16 protein-coding genes and 1 riboswitch are annotated in these 18356 nt (G+C 41.1%); all 16 genes read left to right on the top strand.

Features of this window, described 5'->3' with window-relative positions; all coding sequences use genetic code 11:
* Positions 1-2: 2 nt before the first annotated feature.
* Positions 3-209, top strand: a complete 207-nt coding sequence (locus tag ACTNEW_RS13535) for an RNA-binding S4 domain-containing protein (RefSeq protein WP_441061981.1) — start codon at positions 3-5, stop codon at positions 207-209.
* A gap of 3 nt (positions 210-212) precedes the next feature.
* A complete protein-coding gene (recF, locus tag ACTNEW_RS13540; protein WP_441061983.1) occupies positions 213-1301 on the top strand; it encodes a DNA replication/repair protein RecF in 1089 nt (362 codons plus the stop codon).
* 102 nt (positions 1302-1403) lie between these two features.
* Complete coding sequence (locus tag ACTNEW_RS13545) at positions 1404-4100, top strand: hypothetical protein (protein ID WP_441061985.1); 2697 nt, start codon at positions 1404-1406, stop codon at positions 4098-4100.
* A 30-nt stretch (positions 4101-4130) separates the two neighbouring features.
* A complete protein-coding gene (rsmA, locus tag ACTNEW_RS13550; RefSeq protein ID WP_441061986.1) occupies positions 4131-5003 on the top strand; it encodes a 16S rRNA (adenine(1518)-N(6)/adenine(1519)-N(6))-dimethyltransferase RsmA in 873 nt (290 codons plus the stop codon).
* A 544-nt stretch (positions 5004-5547) separates the two neighbouring features.
* Entirely contained in the window at positions 5548-5991 is a 444-nt protein-coding gene (locus tag ACTNEW_RS13555) for a DUF1002 domain-containing protein (protein WP_441061987.1), read from the top strand.
* Between the two features lie 370 nt (positions 5992-6361).
* The gene (locus tag ACTNEW_RS13560) at positions 6362-7270 is read left to right on the top strand and encodes a S1 RNA-binding domain-containing protein (protein ID WP_441061989.1); all 909 of its coding nucleotides are present in this window, start codon (positions 6362-6364) and stop codon (positions 7268-7270) included.
* 15 nt (positions 7271-7285) lie between these two features.
* Positions 7286-8956: a putative manganese-dependent inorganic diphosphatase gene (locus ACTNEW_RS13565; RefSeq protein ID WP_441061990.1), complete on the top strand. Its 1671-nt coding sequence runs from the start codon at positions 7286-7288 to the stop codon at positions 8954-8956.
* Between the two features lie 20 nt (positions 8957-8976).
* Positions 8977-9582 (top strand): flavin reductase family protein, encoded by a 606-nt coding sequence (locus ACTNEW_RS13570; RefSeq protein ID WP_441061992.1) that lies wholly within the window; start codon positions 8977-8979, stop codon positions 9580-9582.
* A 120-nt stretch (positions 9583-9702) separates the two neighbouring features.
* Complete coding sequence (locus tag ACTNEW_RS13575) at positions 9703-10218, top strand: shikimate kinase (protein ID WP_441061994.1); 516 nt, start codon at positions 9703-9705, stop codon at positions 10216-10218.
* A 175-nt stretch (positions 10219-10393) separates the two neighbouring features.
* The gene (locus ACTNEW_RS13580; protein WP_441061995.1) at positions 10394-11692 is read left to right on the top strand and encodes a UDP-N-acetylglucosamine 1-carboxyvinyltransferase; all 1299 of its coding nucleotides are present in this window, start codon (positions 10394-10396) and stop codon (positions 11690-11692) included.
* 99 nt (positions 11693-11791) lie between these two features.
* Positions 11792-11894: riboswitch (SAM riboswitch) on the top strand.
* Between the two features lie 68 nt (positions 11895-11962).
* Positions 11963-13141 carry a methionine adenosyltransferase gene (gene metK, locus ACTNEW_RS13585; RefSeq protein WP_441061997.1) on the top strand — a complete coding sequence of 393 codons (1179 nt, stop codon included), beginning with the start codon at positions 11963-11965 and terminating at the stop codon, positions 13139-13141.
* 190 nt (positions 13142-13331) lie between these two features.
* Positions 13332-14495, top strand: a complete 1164-nt coding sequence (locus ACTNEW_RS13590; RefSeq protein ID WP_441061999.1) for a sensor histidine kinase — start codon at positions 13332-13334, stop codon at positions 14493-14495.
* Positions 14492-15181, top strand: coding sequence for a response regulator transcription factor (locus ACTNEW_RS13595; RefSeq protein WP_441062000.1), 690 nt, complete (start codon positions 14492-14494; stop codon positions 15179-15181). Before ACTNEW_RS13590 ends, ACTNEW_RS13595 begins: the two co-directional genes overlap by 4 nt.
* A gap of 103 nt (positions 15182-15284) precedes the next feature.
* The gene (locus ACTNEW_RS13600) at positions 15285-16724 is read left to right on the top strand and encodes an aminotransferase class I/II-fold pyridoxal phosphate-dependent enzyme (RefSeq protein WP_441062001.1); all 1440 of its coding nucleotides are present in this window, start codon (positions 15285-15287) and stop codon (positions 16722-16724) included.
* A 2-nt stretch (positions 16725-16726) separates the two neighbouring features.
* On the top strand, positions 16727-17314 hold the full coding sequence (locus ACTNEW_RS13605) for a guanylate kinase (RefSeq protein WP_441062002.1): 588 nt from the start codon (positions 16727-16729) through the stop codon (positions 17312-17314).
* 52 nt (positions 17315-17366) lie between these two features.
* Positions 17367-18356, top strand: a complete 990-nt coding sequence (gene holB, locus ACTNEW_RS13610; RefSeq protein WP_441062003.1) for a DNA polymerase III subunit delta' — start codon at positions 17367-17369, stop codon at positions 18354-18356.

The following is an 18356-nucleotide window of genomic DNA, read 5'->3' on the forward strand; positions in this document are numbered from 1 at the left end:
TTATGGAAATCAAAATAAGAGATGAATTTATCAAGCTGGGACAGGCACTGAAACTGGCCGGAGTAGTACAGGACGGAGTGCAGGCAAAGTATGTCATTCAGGACGGACTTGTAAAAGTAAACGGAGAAGTAGATGAGCGCCGTGGAAGAAAGGTTTATGAAGGCGACATTATTTCTTTTGAGGGAAATGAGATTAAAGTTGTCAGGTGATTTATGTACATCGAGTCCATTCAGTTAAAGAATTTCAGAAATTATGAAAACCTGGAATTAAATTTTGACAAGGCGACCAATATTTTTTACGGAAATAACGCACAGGGAAAGACCAATATTCTGGAAGCCATTTATCTGTGCGGGACAACCAAATCCCATAAAGGAAGCAAAGATAAAGAAATCATTCGTTTCGGAGAAGAAGAATCTCACATCCGGATGAATGTCAAAAAGGATGGAATGTCCTACAAAATAGACATGCATCTGAAAAAAAATAAAGCAAAAGGCGTAGCGATCAACGGGCTTCCCATCCGTAAGGCAAGAGAACTTTTTGGAATTGTAAATCTTGTATTTTTTTCACCGGAAGATCTGAATATTATCAAAAGCGGTCCGGGAGAACGCAGAAGATTTATGGATATGGAGCTTTGCCAGCTGGATCCGCTGTATCTGACGGATCTGGCAGGGTATAATCACATTGTCAATCAGCGGAATAAACTTCTGAAGGAACTTCATGTAAATTCCCGTCTTCTTGATACGCTGGATATCTGGGATATGCAGATGGTGCAGTATGGAATCCGGGTGATTCAGAAAAGGCAGGAATTTGTAGAAGAACTGAATCGTGTGATTCAGGAAATTCACAGAAATCTTACCGGTGGACTGGAACATCTGGAAGTCATTTATGAACCAAGTACCGAGCAGGAAAATTTTGAGGAGACTCTTTTTCGCAACCGAGACCGGGATATCCGGATGAAAATGACTTCTTCCGGCCCGCACAGAGATGATCTGTGCCTGATGGCAGATGGAATTGATATCCGGAAATATGGTTCGCAGGGGCAGCAGCGAACAGCCGCTCTTTCTTTGAAACTTTCGGAAATCTATCTGGTGAAGAATAAAATCAAGGATACACCGGTACTTCTTCTGGATGATGTTCTTTCGGAACTGGATTCCAGCAGGCAGACCTGTCTTCTGGACAGCATTCATGATATACAGACGATGGTCACCTGTACGGGTCTGGATGATTTTATCAGTCATCAGTTTCACATTAATAAAGTCTTTCAGGTGGTAAAAGGGGAAGTTTACCTGCCTGAAATATAAATTAAGAAACAGAGAAAGTGTTTTGACAAGCATAATAGCTTATGTTAAACTAGTTTTATCTATGGAAAGTTGGTGAATACATTGGACAAAGAAGAATTTCGAGTGAAGCTGGAAGAAATTAACCGTCTTGTCGAACAGAAGGATTATAAGGGTGCAATGAGCGTGGTTGACAGCATTGACTGGCGTCGTGTGAAGAATGTCCGCACTCTCTGTGTTGTGGGAGAAATCTATGCAGCCAACAAACGTTATGCAGACAGTAAAGAAATTTTTCTTCTGGCTTATCACAGATCCTCAATCGGCAAGAATATTTTGTACCGTTTAATTGAGGTATCCCTGAAAATGGGAGATATTAACGAGGCAATGGAATATTTTGAAGAATATATGGAGGTTGCGCCGAATGACAACATGAAATATATTCTGAAATATAAAATTTATAAGGCAAAAAATGCTTCTCTGGAAGAACAGATCAGAATTCTGGAAGAGTATAAGGAAAAAGAATTCACAGAGAAGTGGTCTTATGAGCTGGCAAATCTTTATTATCAGGCAGGAGATAAAAAGAAATGTCTTGATCTGTGCGATGAAATGGTGCTCTGGTTCAGTGAAGGCAAATATGTGATGAAAGCACTGGAACTGAAACTTCGTCTCGGTTCTCTTACAGGTGCTGAAAAAGAAAAATATGAGCAGCAGTTTAAGCCGAATCTTGCTTCTCCGGGAGATCTTCAGGCAATCCAGGAGAATGCTTCCAGGGAAGTAAAAGAGGAAACTGCAGATCCGGCAGCAGAAAATACAAAAGCGGCGCCTGTATCCGAAGAAGAAGGACCTGTGATCGAAAGCATCCGTATGGATGAAAAAGATATCAATAATGCTGAGAGTCTTCAGGAAAAAATTTCCAAAGGCATCCGTGATATTTTCAACGGAGGCAAGAAGAAAGAAAAAGAAGAAGAGGATTTTGAACAGGAAGAAAAAGAACCTGAAAATCCGGAGATTCCTGAGATTCAGGAAGAGATGGTCAGAGATATTTCTTCAAAGCTGGATTATGTAGATGTTCCGGATCTGGAACCGGAGGATGAAGAACAGAAGGCAGAAAGTCAGAACGAAGAGAAGTTGTTAAAACCTGTGGAAGAGGAACAGCCGGAAGCTGAACAGCAGGATCTTTCTCAGACAATCAAAATGCCGGAGCTGAAGATTCCAAGATCCATGAAGAACATGAAACTTCAGGATGAAAATGTGGATGCTGAAGAAATGCCGGTTGTGAAGCCTTCTGTAAGTGCAGATGATTTTAACTTTAATCTGGAAGATACGATTCTTGCAGCCGCTTCTGCACAGGGAATAGAAATTCCGGAAGAACCGGCAAAAGCGAAGAAAAAAACGGAAGCAGAAACGAAGAAAGCAGAAGTTTCTGAAGAAGTGGAAGAATTTACAGAAGAAATGCCTGAGGAAGAATTTGCAGAAGAAACTTCAGAGGAAGAATCCGAAGAATTCGCAGATGAAATTTCAGAAGAAGAATTCGAGGAAACTGCAGACGAAGCTCAGGAGGAAGATTTCGAGGAGTCCGCTGAGGAAGAGACAGAAGAATTTGAGGAAATGATGGAAGAGGACCCGGAGGAAGAAATTCCGGCGGTTCCGAAGAGAAAGAATATTCCGGTTTTGGAGGAGGAAGATTTCCTTTCCGAAGAAGATCTTCGTGAAGCAGAAGAGGAATTTCTGAATGGTCCGTCCAAAAAGATTACAAAAACTCCTGCAAAGTCGGAACGTCCGGAGGGAATGAACACAGAAATGTTCAATTTCCAGGAAGAAATCAAAAAGGTTCTTGGAAAGAATGAAGACATGTTCAGTGAAGAATTCGTGGATGAAGACTCGCAGGAACTGAAAAAAGCAATCAGTTCGGCAGCAGAATCCGAAGATTATGATGAACTGGAAGATTTGGAAGAAGAGGAAATTCCGGAAGAGGAGGAACTGACAGAGGAAGAAGAACTTGAACAGTTCATTGATTCTATCCAGCCGGAAAATAAGAGAAGTCCTTATGATCTCGTTCCAAGAAAGCCGGAGCTTACTGAAAATGAGAAGAAGCTCTTTACATATTTTGTAAGAGTTCCGGGGATGAAGGAACAGCTGATCGATACACTTTGCGATGTTCAGATGGCTGCAGCAGACAAGACATCCAGAACCGGAAATGTAATCGTAATGGGTGGAAGAGAAACCGGTAAGACCAGACTGATTTCCAGCCTCATTCCTGCAATCTGCAGTGAACTGCATCTGGAAGCTTCCAAGGTTGCCTATGTTTTTGCTGATCAGATCAATGGCAAGGATATTTCCAGAATCGTAAGCAAGCTTGCGGGCGGTTTCCTTGTAATTGAGAATGCGAACCAGCTTTCACCGAAAACAGCAGAACAGCTGAACAAGGCAATGGAATTCCGTACAGATGGTCTGACGGTGATTGTGGAAGATGAAAAGATCGGAATGCGTAAATTTATTGCAAGATATCCGAAACTTGCGAAGAAATTTACCTCCATGATCAACATTCCTGCATTTACCAATGATGAACTTGTTGCTTTTGCAAAAATTTATACAAAAGAAAACGGATATACCATTGATCAGATGGGAATGCTTGCACTGTATAAGCTTATCAGTTCCAATCAGAAAGAAGATGAGCCGATGAATGTAGGCGCTGTGAAGAATCTGATCGATGCAGCTATTGCAAAATCGCAGGGAGGTATCCGCAAATTCCAGCGCAATATTTCCAAAAAACGTACAGATCATGATGGATACATCGTGCTGTATGAAAAAGATTTCAGTTAAAAAAATAGAAGACAAAGGAAGTAAAAAATTATGACCAGACCTTATCTCGGAAATCCACAATATACCATTGAAGTCCTTCAAAAGTATGATTTCGTTTTCCAGAAACGGTTTGGTCAAAATTTTTTGATCGATACGCATGTTCTGGAGAAGATCATCCGTGCTTCCGGAATTACGAAAGATGATTTTGTACTGGAAATCGGACCGGGAATCGGAACGATGACGCAGTATCTTGCAGAAGCTGCAAGAGAAGTGACTGCTGTGGAAATTGATGATGCATTGATCCCGATTCTGAAGGATACTTTGAAAGACTGGAATAATGTGACAGTTATTCACGGAGATATTTTAAAAACAGATATCCGCCGGCTTGCAATGGAGAAAAATGAAGGAAAGCCAATCAAGGTTGTGGCAAACCTGCCATATTATATTACGACTCCAATCATCATGGGATTGTTTGAAAATCAGGTTCCGATTGATTCGATTACAATCATGGTGCAGAAGGAAGTTGCGGAAAGAATGCAGGTTGGTCCCGGTACCAAGGATTATGGTGCACTTTCCCTGGCTGTGCAGTATTATGCAAAACCGGAAATTGTTGCCAATGTTCCGCCAAACTGTTTCATGCCGAGGCCAAAGGTTGGAAGTGCCGTGATCCGGCTTACCAGACACGAAAATCCTCCTGTAGATGTAAAAGATGAAAAGCTGATGTTCCGCCTGATCCGTGCTTCGTTTAACCAGAGGAGAAAGACTCTTGCCAATGGTCTGAAAAATTCTCAGGAACTGAATTATTCGAAGGAGCAGATTGAAAGTGTGATTGAGAAATGCGGACTTCCGCTGAATATCAGAGGAGAGGCCCTGACTCTGGAACAGTTTGCAGGATTGGCGAATGAATTTTCTAAAATTATCTGACTTTAAAAAACAGAATTGTTTAATGAATTCAAAAAAATGTCTGATTTCAACGAAATTTTCGGAATCAGACATTTTTTTTAATGAATAAATTATGAATAATTATTAAAACGAAAAAAGCATCCGGTGGCTAGACGGATGCTTTTTTGTGTAACTTTATTATTTAAAAGGAAGGAGAGTTGACTGCATTTCTGCAATCAACATATGAAAAAGAAAATTATAAAAATAATGTTGGCTGTATTATTTTTATGGTTTAAGTATATGATTAAAATATGATAGAATCGTGTTTAAATTTTGAAAAAAATATGAACGTATATCAAAGTATTTATGAATAAGCAAGTGTGAAAGCGTGCTTCACAGGAAGTTATAAGCAGACGCAAGAACAGGTTTCACAGAAATTTTACATGATTAGAAATTTCCTGTGTTATAATGAGAGCCTGTTGAGTATAACGGGTTTGAAAGAAACGGAAATGTATGGTTAGTTATTTAAGACCGGTTATACCGACAGAATGTTCTGAAAATATTAAAAAAAAGGAGGAAATTAAACATGAAAGTAAATAAATTAAGTGCAGTGATTTTGGCAGGGGTTCTGGCATGCAGCACACCATCTGCCGTATTTGCGCAGGAAAGTTCTGCTGAAGAAATATTAATGGACGCCGCAATGGATTCTCTTTTGTCTGATCCGGACAAAGTGGCAGATATTATTATCTTTGCAAAGAATATGATCGATCAGCAGGAGCTTTCAGACGAAGAAATGAAAAATATCATTGACCAGGCTGCTGATCAGTTTGATGTGAGTATTTCTGATTCCGATAAAGATACCATTTTGAAACTGGTAAAGAAATTCAAAGATATGGATATTGACGAGGAGCAGCTGAGAGAAGATATCAAATCCATATATGAGAAACTGGACAGCCTTGGAGTTGGAAAAGAAGAGGTAAAAGGCTTTTTGGGGAAATTGATTGATTTTGCAAAAAATATACTGGATTAAAGCATGCAAAATGCACAACTACATCAGTTTAAAGTGATAAAAGGAATGTGGTATTTTTATAAAAAAACCATAAAATACTAAGAAAAATTGTGCAAATAATATAATTATTAACTGATTGTTCATAAAATGTTCATAATTAATTGTTATGATAAGGATAGTTCGAAAGAACGACAAAAAAGACGTTGTAATGGCATTCATTACACATAAATTTTTTCATAATAATTGCCCCGGTAAACCACTACCGGGGCACTCCTCGTTTTAGGGGGATTTTTCATTCCATTATCGTATCGGTTATGGTATACTATACAGAAACAGGACGGTGCGGAACCATTGTACCGGAAAGATATTTTTCAGAAAAGGAGCAGTCACAATGTCGGAAACAATGAAAGATTATGAGGCTGAACTGGAAGCCTCTTTTAAAAAAATTGAAGAAGGGGACATTCTCACAGGAACCGTAATCAGTGTGGATGAAAAAGAAGTAGTACTGGATCTCAAATACTATGCGGAAGGAATCATTCCTGCAGAAGACTACAGCAGAGAACCGGGATTTAACATAAAAGAAGAAGTACATGTGGGAGATGAAATCTCTGCGACAGTCGTAAAGACCGATGACGGACATGGAAATATTTTACTTTCCCGCGTAGAGGCCAATGATGTTCTTGCCTGGGATAAACTGAAAGAACTGAAGGAATCAGGAGAGATTCTGGATGTAGTGGTTAAGGGAATTGTCAATGGCGGAGTGATCGCCTATGTGGAAGATGTAAGAGGATTTGTACCGGCATCCAAACTGTCACTCAATTACGTGGAGGATACGGAAGAGTATCTCAATAAACGGATTCAGGTACGTGTATTTGATGTAGATAAAGAGAAAAACAGACTGATCCTGTCTGCAAGAGAAATTCTGAGAGAAAAGGCAGAAGAAGAGCGTAAGAATAAAATATCCAATGTACAGGTTGGTCTGGTAACAGAAGGTACTGTAGAGAGCCTGCAGCCTTATGGAGCTTTTGTAAATCTTGGAAACGGATTGTCCGGACTTGTTCATATTTCACAGATTTGTGAGAAGAGAATAAAGAAACCATCAGAAGCAATCGCGGTAGGAGATAAGGTAAAAGTAAAAGTCATTGCAGTCAAAGACGGCAAACTGAGTCTCAGTATCAAAGAAGCATCTGACATGATGGCAAAAGAAATCGAAGAAGAAGTGTATGAAGTTCCGGATTCCGGTGAAGAAGCAACTACTTCTCTTGGATCACTTTTTGCAAATATCAAACTGAATTCATAGAAGGATGAAAAAAGAATGAGAAATCAGGAGAAAATTTTTGTAATCGGGCACAAAAACCCGGATACAGATTCCATCTGTTCGGCGATCGCATATGCAGATATTAAGAACCGTACAACTCAGGATAAAAAATACATTCCAAAAAGAGCAGGCCAGATCAACGAGGAAACAGAGTATGTACTGAATCGTTTTGGAGTGCAGCCGCCGGGGTATCTGAGCAATATCGGAACCCAGGTAAAAGATATGGATATCCGAATAAGCCCGGATGCAGACAAAAGTATCTCACTGAAAAATGCATGGGATCTGATGCAGGAAAACAGCATTGTTACACTGCCGATCAGGGACAAAAACGGATCACTTGAGGGAATCATTACGATTGGTGACATTGCCCAGACTTACATGGATACAACGGACAGTTATCTGCTGTCCAGAGCCAGAACCCAGTATAAGAGAATTGCAGAGACCATTGGGGGAACCGTGGCAGAGGGAAATGAACACGGATATTTTATCAAGGGTAAGGTTCTTGTGGGAACGGCAAATCCTGATATGATGAAAGATTATATCGAAGAGAATGATATGATTATCATGGGGGACAGAGAAGAAGATCACCTGCAGGCAATCAAACAGAATGCCAGCTGCATCATTGTCGGAATGGGAATCCAGGTTTCCGAGAAAGTGCTGAAGCTTGCCCATGAAAAAGATATTGTGATTATTACGTCTCCCTATGATACCTTTACTATTGCGAGACTGATCAATCAGAGTATTCCTGTAAAATATATCATGCAGACAGATAACCTGATTACATTCAGTACCGAGGATTATACAGATGATATCCAGGATGTGATGATCAAACACCGTCATCGCGCATTTCCGGTCATCAACAAGAGAGGAAAGTGTGTCGGTACGATTTCACGCCGTAATTTTCTGGATATGAAGAAAAAGAAAGTGGTGCTTGTAGACCATAATGAACAGGGACAGGCTGTCGATAATATCGAGAAAGCGGAAATTCTTGAAATTATCGATCATCATAAACTGGGATCCCTGGAAACGATGCAGCCGATTTCTTTCCGTAACCAGCCTGTGGGCTGTACAGGAACCATTATGTACCAGATGTATGGAGAACAGAGACTGGATATTCCGCCGAAAATAGCAGGACTTCTCTGTGCAGCAATTATTTCAGACACTCTGATGTTCCGTTCACCGACCTGTACTCTCCAGGATAAAATGGCTGCAGGTGCACTGGCGCTGATCGCAGATATTGATATTGAAAAGTTTGCAAAAGAAATGTTCAAGGCCGGAAGCAGTCTGGAGGACAAAGCACCTGAAGAAATTTTCTATCAGGATTACAAGAAGTTTATTGCAGAGGATGATATCAGTTTCGGTGTCGGTCAGATCAGTTCCATGGATGAAGAGGAACTGAAGAGAATCAAAGAAAAACTGGTTCCGTTCATGGTAAGTGAATGCGGACGCCATGGAATATCAAGAGTTTATTTTATGCTGACAAATATTATGGGCCGTTCAACAGAACTTCTTTATTACGGAGAAGGCAGCGAGGAAATGGCAAGACTGGCGTTCCAGATGGAACCGGAGGATGGCGTATTCCATCTGGAGGGAATTGTTTCACGAAAGAAACAGCTGATTCCGGCATTGATGGAAGCTGCACAGTTTAGTGGTGCGGATTATGCATAATTCTTTTCAGGAGTGAAAAAATGGCAAAACAGACATGGAAACCCGGAAATATGCTTTATCCGCTTCCGGCGGTGATGGTCAGTGTGACTGACGGAAAAGGCAAAGATAATATTATTACGATCGCATGGGTGGGAACGGTATGTACCAATCCGCCCATGGTTTCGATTTCTGTTCGCCCGGAGAGATATTCTTATCAGATGATTCGGGAAACAGGAGAATTTGTGATCAATCTTACTACAGAAAAACTGGCATTTGCGACAGATTACTGCGGAGTTCGTTCAGGAAGAGATACGGATAAATTTAAAGAAACCGGACTGACAAAAGAGAAGGCTGAATTTGTGCAGGCTCCCATGATCAGGGAATCTCCGGTTTCTATTGAGTGCCGTGTGAGAGAAGTAAAAGAACTGGGGTCACATCATATGTTCCTTGCAGATGTACTGGCTGTTCATGCAGATGAAGCTTATATGGATGAAAATCATAAATTTGATCTGAAGCTTTCCAGACCGCTTGTTTATTCTCATGGGGAATATTCCGGCATAGGAAAACCTCTGGGGACTTTTGGATACAGTGTAAGGAAAAAAACAAAAAAATCGAAAAAAACAGGCAGGTCCGGCAGGCAGAATTAGGCAAAACTGTTTGGGATTGCAGGATTTAGCAACTTGTGTTAGAATGATAAGGCAAAAAGATGTACATATTAGTTTTATAAAGAATATCACGTACTGAAATACAAGGCATGGAGGATTAAGATGAATAAAAATAATATCACACTGATCGGAATGCCGGGTGTAGGAAAAAGTACATTGGGGGTTGTTCTTGCGAAGGTTCTTGGATACCAGTTTCTGGATGCGGATCTTCTGATACAGAAAGAAGAAAAAAGACGTCTGTGGCAGATTATCGAGCAGGAAGGTGTCGAAGGATTTAAGGCAATAGAGAACCGCGTAAATGCATCCATTGAGACTGAGAGTACAGTCATAGCTACCGGTGGAAGTGTTGTTTACTGCGAAGAGGCAATGGAACATCTGAAATCCATAGGAAAAGTGGTTTATCTGGAGCTTTCGCTCCAGGCTTTATCAAAACGTCTCGGGAATCTGAAGGGAAGAGGTGTTTTGCTGAAAGAAGGACAGACACTTCAGGATTTATACGAAGAAAGAGTTCCATTGTATGAGAAATATGCGGATATTGTGGTAAGTGAAGAAGGGAAAGATCTGGAAGCAAGTCTGCAGTCACTTTTAGACAGAATTCAGGGGAAAATAACTGATTAAAAACGAAAGAAGCAGGAACGTTATTTATAAATCATTAATTTTTTGTTTACAAATGGGAAATATGTGCTATAATATAAAACCGATATTTGGCGGAAAGCCATTTGATGAAAAATGTAATTGATTTTCCTGGCGTTCGCTTCGTCTTGCGGAGTGAAAATAATTATAGAGGTGTTTTATGGAACAGTATGTAATCAGAGGAGGACATCCGCTGGTAGGTGAAGTAGAAATTGGCGGTGCCAAGAATGCGGCACTTGCAATTCTTGCAGCTGCTATTATGACGGATGAAACAATCCTTATTGAAAATCTGCCCGACGTAAGAGACACAAATGTTTTACTGGAAGCAATTGCCGGAATTGGCGCTCAGGTGAACCGTATTGACAGGTCAACCGTTAAGATCAATGGCTCTACCATTGGCAATGTGAGCGTGGATTATGAATATATCAAGAAGATTCGGGCATCCTATTATCTTTTGGGAGCGCTGCTTGGCAAGTATAAGCATGCGGAAGTTCCGCTTCCAGGAGGCTGTAATATCGGCAGCCGCCCGATCGACCAGCATCTGAAGGGCTTTCGTGCTCTTGGTGCCAAGGTAGATATTATTCACGGAGCTATTGTGGCACAGGCTGAGAACCTTCATGGAAGTCATATTTTCCTGGATATGGTTTCTGTTGGAGCTACGATCAATATTATGATGGCTGCATCCTTGGCTCCGGGAAGGACTATTATTGAGAATGCAGCAAGAGAGCCGCATGTTGTTGATGTGGCCAACTTCCTGAACAGTATGGGTGCCAATATCAAAGGTGCCGGTACCGATGTGATTCGTATCAAAGGTGTGGAAAAACTTCACCGTACAGAATATTCTATTATTCCGGATCAGATCGAAGCAGGTACGTTTATGTTTGCGGCAGCTGCTACTGGCGGTGATGTTACTGTAAAAAACGTAATTCCCAAACATCTGGAAGCTACTACAGCCAAGCTGGAAGAAATTGGATGCGAGGTGGAAGAATTTGATGATGCGGTGCGTGTGCGCGCAGCAGGCAGACTTCGCCGTACTCATGTAAAGACGCTTCCTTATCCGGGATATCCTACAGATATGCAGCCGCAGATTGCAGTTACACTGGCTTTGGCAGAAGGAACCAGTATCGTTACAGAAAGTATTTTTGAAAACCGGTTCAAATATGCGGATGAGCTTTCCCGTATGGGTGCCAATATCAAGGTAGAGGGTAATTCTGCAATTATTGACGGAGTGAAGAAGCTTACCGGAGCGAGAGTAAGCGCACCGGATCTTCGTGCAGGTGCAGCGCTGGTAATTGCCGGACTTGCAGCAGAAGGAATTACGATTGTAGATGATATTGTTTATATCCAGAGAGGATACGAGAACTTTGAAGAGAAATTAAGAAGCCTTGGTGCGGAAATCGAAAAGGTTTCCAGTGAAAAGGAAATTCAGAAATTTCGCCTGAAGGTAGTGAATAACTGACGGAAACGTTTGTTGTCCGGTACTTTTTATAAATAATGCTTGACATCAGATAAAAATAAGTATATTGTATGTCTTGCAACAATTTCATAGAAAAATAGCCTTTTATTCAGAGTGGTGGAGATACAAAGGATCTGTGAAGCCACGGCAACCCCTGATGAATCATGGAAGGTGCCAACCTGAGCGAGTGATCGAACAATAAGAGGATTGTGATAGAAACCAGAACAGTCCGATTATTCGGGCTGTTTTTTTGACGAAAGAAAGGGAGAAAAAATGGAAAAAATTTTATTTACCTCTGAATCTGTAACAGAAGGTCATCCTGACAAAATGTGTGACGCTATTTCTGATGCCATCCTTGATGCACTGATGGAGCAGGATCCAATGAGCCGTGTTGCCTGTGAGACAGCAACAACGACCGGTCTTGTACTGGTTATGGGAGAAATTACTACCAATGCTTATGTAGACATTCAAAAAATTGTAAGAGATACTGTTCGTGAAATCGGTTATACACGTGGAAAATACGGATTTGATGCAGATACCTGCGGTGTGATCACAGCAATTGACGAGCAGTCTGCAGATATTGCAATGGGCGTTGACAAAGCTCTGGAAGCAAAGATGGGAGAGGATGAAATCGATGCCATCGGTGCCGGAGACCAGGGTATGATGTTTGGATATGCTTCCAACGAAACAGAAGAATATATGCCATATGCCATCAATATGGCACACAAACTGGCACGTCAGCTGACAAAAGTGCGCAAAGATGGTACTCTCAGCTATTTAAGACCGGATGGAAAAACACAGGTAACGGTTGAGTACGATGAAAATGGAAAGCCGATCCGTATTGATGCAGTTGTATGCTCCACACAGCATGATCCGGATGTTACACAGGAACAGATTCATGCAGATATCAGAAAATATGTATTTGATGAAATCATTCCTGCAGATATGGTTGATGAAGATACCAAATATTTCATTAATCCGACCGGACGTTTTGTAATCGGAGGACCTCATGGAGACAGCGGTCTTACCGGACGCAAGATTATCGTAGATACCTACGGCGGAGCAGGACGTCATGGCGGTGGAGCATTCTCTGGCAAAGACTGTACCAAAGTAGACCGTTCCGCAGCATATGCAGCACGTTATGTTGCAAAAAATATGGTAGCAGCAGGCCTTGCTGACAAATGTGAAATTCAGCTTTCCTATGCAATCGGTGTTGCACACCCGACTTCTATTAATGTAAATACGTTCGGAACAGGAAAACTTTCCGATACAAAACTGGTAGAAATCATCAGAGAAAACTTTGATCTCCGCCCGGCAGGAATCATTAAAATGCTGGATCTGAGAAGACCTATTTACAAACAGACTGCCGCATACGGACATTTTGGCCGTACAGATGTGGATCTTCCATGGGAAAAACTGGACAAAGTGGATAGTCTTAAAAAATATTTATAAAGAATGTGGATAACTTCAGAAAATCTCCTGCGGCTGCGGGAGATTTTCTTTATAGCAAAAAAGTGCTTCGTATTTTCCTATGCTATAAAGAAGCCCGCCGGGCAGGATTATTTTATAGAAAATTTAGAGATTGAGAATGACGGTTATGATATAATGGACATAATGAAAATAAACATGACTGGAGATACATATGAAATTAAAAACAAGAATCATTGTGGGATTTGCCATGATTATTATGGTGCCGCTGCTGCTTTTTTCTGCTACACTTTATGGTTTTGCGCGGACACAGGCAGGTAAGGAGAACAGTCAGGCACTGGTATCCCAGAGTACCGGAGAAAATACGGTTTATGATATTGCTATTTCTGAGTCCGTCGATAGTCAGGCGCGGATCCATCTTATGATGAAGGATGTGCTTATGACTGCGTTTGTAATTCTGATTTCTACTGCTCTGGCAATTGGTTTATGGATTTACAGAAGCATTGCCACACCTCTTGTAAAATTAAAAAAAGCCACACAGAATATCAAAGAAGGAAATCTGGATTTTGTTCTTGAAGTAGATGGGACTGATGAGTTTTCTGAGCTTTGCCAGGATTTTGAGGAAATGCGTCGGCGTCTGAAGGAATCAACAGAAGAAAAAATCCTGATGGATAAAGAAAATAAGGAGTTGATCAGTAATATTTCCCATGATCTGAAGACACCGATCACTGCAGTAAAAGGATATGTGGAGGGGATCATAGACGGTGTGGCTGATACACCGGAAAAGATGGACCGGTATGTAAGAACAATCTATAATAAAACGAACGAAATGGATCATCTGATCAATGAACTGACATTTTATTCAAAAATCGATACGAATCGAATTCCTTATACCTTCAGTAAACTGAACGTGAATGACTATTTCAGTGACTGTGCAGAAGAATTGGCAATCGAAATGGAGACCAGAGGAATTGAGCTTCTGTATGCAAATTACGTAGAAAAGGATGTCCTTGTAATTGCCGACGGGGAACAGATCCGCCGTGTGATCCATAATATTATCAGTAACGCTGTAAAATATATGGACAAGACCAAAGGTGTGATACAGATCCGCGTAAAGGACGTAGGCGATTTTATTCAGGTAGAGATTGAAGATAACGGAAAAGGAATTGCAACGAAAGATCTTCCGTACATTTTTGATCGTTTTTACAGGACGGATGTCTCCAGAAATTCTTCCAAGGGCGGAAGCGGAATCGGACTTTCCATTGTAAGAAAAATCATGGAAGATCACGGAGGAAAAGTCTGGGCGACCAGCAGGCAGGGAATCGGCACAATTATGTATTTTGTACTTAGAAAATACCAGGAGGTACCTATCAGATGAGTAAGATACTGATTATAGAAGATGAAGAAGCCATTGCAGATCTTGAAAGGGATTATCTGGAACTTTCCGGATTTGAAGTGGAGATATCCAACAGAGGAGATGAGGGACTGGTGCGCGCCCTCAAAGAAGAATTTGATCTGATTATTCTGGATCTGATGCTTCCGGAAGTAGATGGTTTTGATATCTGCCGTCAGGTGCGTGAAGAAAAAAATATCCCCATCATTATGGTTTCTGCCAAAAAAGACGACATAGACAAGATCCGCGGACTGGGACTTGGAGCTGATGACTATATGACCAAACCATTCAGCCCGAGTGAGCTTGTAGCCCGTGTCAAAGCACATATGGAGAGATATAACCGCCTTGTGGGTGCTAATGTCGTAAAAAATGATATCGTAGAAATCCGTGGAATCAAAATCGACAAAACAGCAAGGCGTGTCTGGATCAACGGTGAAGAAAAGACTTTTACCACAAAGGAGTTTGACCTTCTGACATTTCTTGCCGAAAATCCCAACAGAGTATTTACGAAAGAAGAACTGTTCCGTCAGATCTGGGATATGGAGTCTGTGGGCGATATTGCAACAGTAACTGTTCATATCAAAAAAATCCGTGAGAAAATTGAATTTAATACAGCTAAACCGCAATACATTGAAACCATCTGGGGAGTTGGCTACCGGTTTAAGGTATGATGGAATGATAGAAATTTCCTGAAATCAGGAGTTGCTGTCCGGATCAATTCAGGACGGCAGGTATTTTTTCTCGTTTGAATATTTGGAAATTTGAAAGGAAAGCATGGAAAGATTATATAAAGAATTAGAAAAATACAGCAGGAATGGGGATTATCCATTTCATATGCCAGGGCATAAGAGAAATCCGCTGACAGTAGACGCGGATTTCCCTTTTGAAAGGGATATTACGGAGATTGATGGATTCGATAATCTTCATCATCCGCAGGGAATTATTCTTGATGCTCAGAAGGAGGCAGCGCAGTTGTATGGTTCCAGAGAATGCTTTTTCAGTGTGAACGGAAGTACAGCTGCATTACTTTCCGCTGTCTCAGCCAGTGTAAAAAGAGGCGGACAGATCCTTATGGCGCGTAATTGTCATAAGGCCGTATATCATGCGGTATATTTGAGAGATTTAAAACCAACGTATATTTATCCTCATATCGTAGATGAGTTTGGAATCAATGGAGGAATCACGCCATCCCGTGTGAAAAGGGCGCTGGAGGAAAATCCGGATATTGAAGTTGTTCTGGTCACATCTCCTACTTATGACGGGGTTGTTTCTGATATTGCAGGTATTGCGAGAGTGACAGCGGAACATAATATCCCTCTGATCGTGGATGAGGCTCATGGAGCTCATTTCCGGTTTTCTGATTATTTTCCCGGATCAGCCGTGGATCTTGGAGCCGATCTTGTCGTTCAGAGCTTTCACAAAACACTTCCATCTATGACACAGACAGCAGTATTACATCGGTGCAGCGACCGGGTATCCGGAGAAAGTCTGCAGAGATTTATGGGAATTTATCAGAGCAGCAGTCCTTCCTACATCCTGATGGCAAGCATGGATGCATGTATGGATAAAATGAAAAGGGATGGCAGAGAAATGTTCCAGGAATTTACAAAGAATCTTGGTGAAATTCGTGAGAGACTGGAGAAATGCAGCTGTATCAGGCTGGCTGCTTCTGATATGATCGGACATGCAGGGATTTTTGATTATGACAGATCCAAGCTTTTGTTTTTTACAGACAGGAGTTCTCTGAATGGAAGAATGCTGCATGAGATTTTGAACAGTGAATTTCATCTGCAGATGGAAATGGATTCTCTGAATTATGTTACTGCCATTGCATCTGTGGGAGATACAGGAGAAGGGCTGATGCGTTTGTGCGAGGCAATTGAAGAAATTGACCGTCGCGAATCGTTGAAAATAAGAGAAGAAAAGAAGAAAGATATTCCTGAGAAATTTTCTCCTTATATTCCCATGAAACAGATCTCAGGAATCGCTGATGCAATGGAAGCTCCGATGAAAAGATGCCCGCTGGAAGAAAGTATTGGCAGAGTATCCGCGGAATTTGTATATCTTTATCCCCCTGGAATTCCGATTCTGGTTCCGGGAGAACAGATTACTGGACAATTTGTCAGAAATATGAGATTATACATGGATCAGGGTCTTGATTTACAGGGACTCAGTGATTATACTAATAAAACCATTTGTATTGTTGGAGAGTAACTGTGGGAAAAATTTTTTACATTATGGGAAAGAGTGCAGCCGGCAAAGATAAGATTTATTCCCGGCTTATAGGGAATCAGGAACTTTCCCTTAAGAAACTGATCTTGTATACAACCCGGCCGATCAGGGACGGGGAAAAAAACGGAAGAGAGTATTTTTTTACAGATGACAGGAAACTGGCGGAACTGGAGAGTCAGGGACTTGTTATTGAAAAAAGAGAATATCATACCGTACATGGGCTTTGGACTTATTTTACAGCAGATGACGGCCAGGCAGATCTGGAAAAATCCGATTATCTGGGAATAGGGACACTGGAGTCCTTTGTAAAAATGAGAGAATACTATGGCGAGGAAGCGGTAATTCCTGTTTATATTCAGGTAGAGACAGGGGAACGTCTGACCCGGGCACTTGCCAGAGAAAAAACACAGGATCATCCGAAATATGCGGAAATGTGCAGACGATTTCTGGCGGATGAAGAGGATTTTTCCGAAGAAAATATTTACAGGGCAGGAATCCGGAAAAGGTTTGAAAATGAGAATCTGGATATTTGTGTCGAAGAAATAGTAAAATATATAAAATCTGTACAATAAGAAAAATATTTATGATATAATACAAATACGAATATAAGTGAGGTGATTCTTAATGATTGGTTTTAACAATATTATTGGACATGAAGAGATTATCAGGCATCTGAAGAATGCCATGCAGACAGGGAAAGTGTCTCATTCTTATATATTTACAGGAGGAGCTGGTTCCGGTAAGAAACTTCTGGCAACAACCTTTGCAATGACACTTCAGTGTGAAGCGGGAGGTACAGAGCCCTGTCAGAAGTGTGAATCATGTAAAAAGGCAATTGGAAAGAATCATCCCGATATTATTATGGTAAATCATGAGAAGCCCGGAACCATTACCATTGATGAGATTCGTGAACAGGTGATACATGATGTGGCAGTCAAGCCTTATTACAGTCCTCATAAGATCTATATTATTCCGGATGCGGATCTGATGACGCCGCAGGCTCAGAATGCACTTCTCAAGACAATCGAAGAACCTCCGGAATATGCAGTGATCATGCTTCTGACGCAGAACGTGGATGCATTGCTTCCGACTATTCAGTCCCGATGCGTGCGTCTGGATCTGAAAGTGGTAGATGACAGTCTTGTGAAGAAATACCTGATGGAACATCTTCATGTTCCGGATTATCAGGCGGAAATAGATGCTTCTTTTGCACAGGGAAGTATAGGAAGGGCAAGAGAAGCTGCTACATCAGAAGAATTTTCCAATATGACCCAGAATGCTCTTAAACTTCTGAAATACGCCAACAAGATGGAAGTATATGAACTTGCAGATGAGATTAAGAAGCTTTCTGAAGAAAAACATAACATCAATGACTATCTGGATATTTTCCAGTTCTGGTTCCGTGATGTATTGATGTTTAAGGCAACCAGAGAAATCGATAATCTGGTATTTAAGCAGGAAATTAATTTTATCAAGGAACAGGCCAGCCAGCGTTCTTATGAGAATCTGGAAAAGATTCTGGATGCCATTGCCAAGACGAAAGTCCGACTGCGGGCGAATGTCAATTTTGAGCTTGCATTGGAGCTTCTGTTCCTGACAATCAGGGAGAAATAA

It is taken from the genome of Blautia sp. HCP3S3_G3 (assembly GCF_052063365.1).
GTDB lineage: Bacteria > Bacillota > Clostridia > Lachnospirales > Lachnospiraceae > Blautia_A.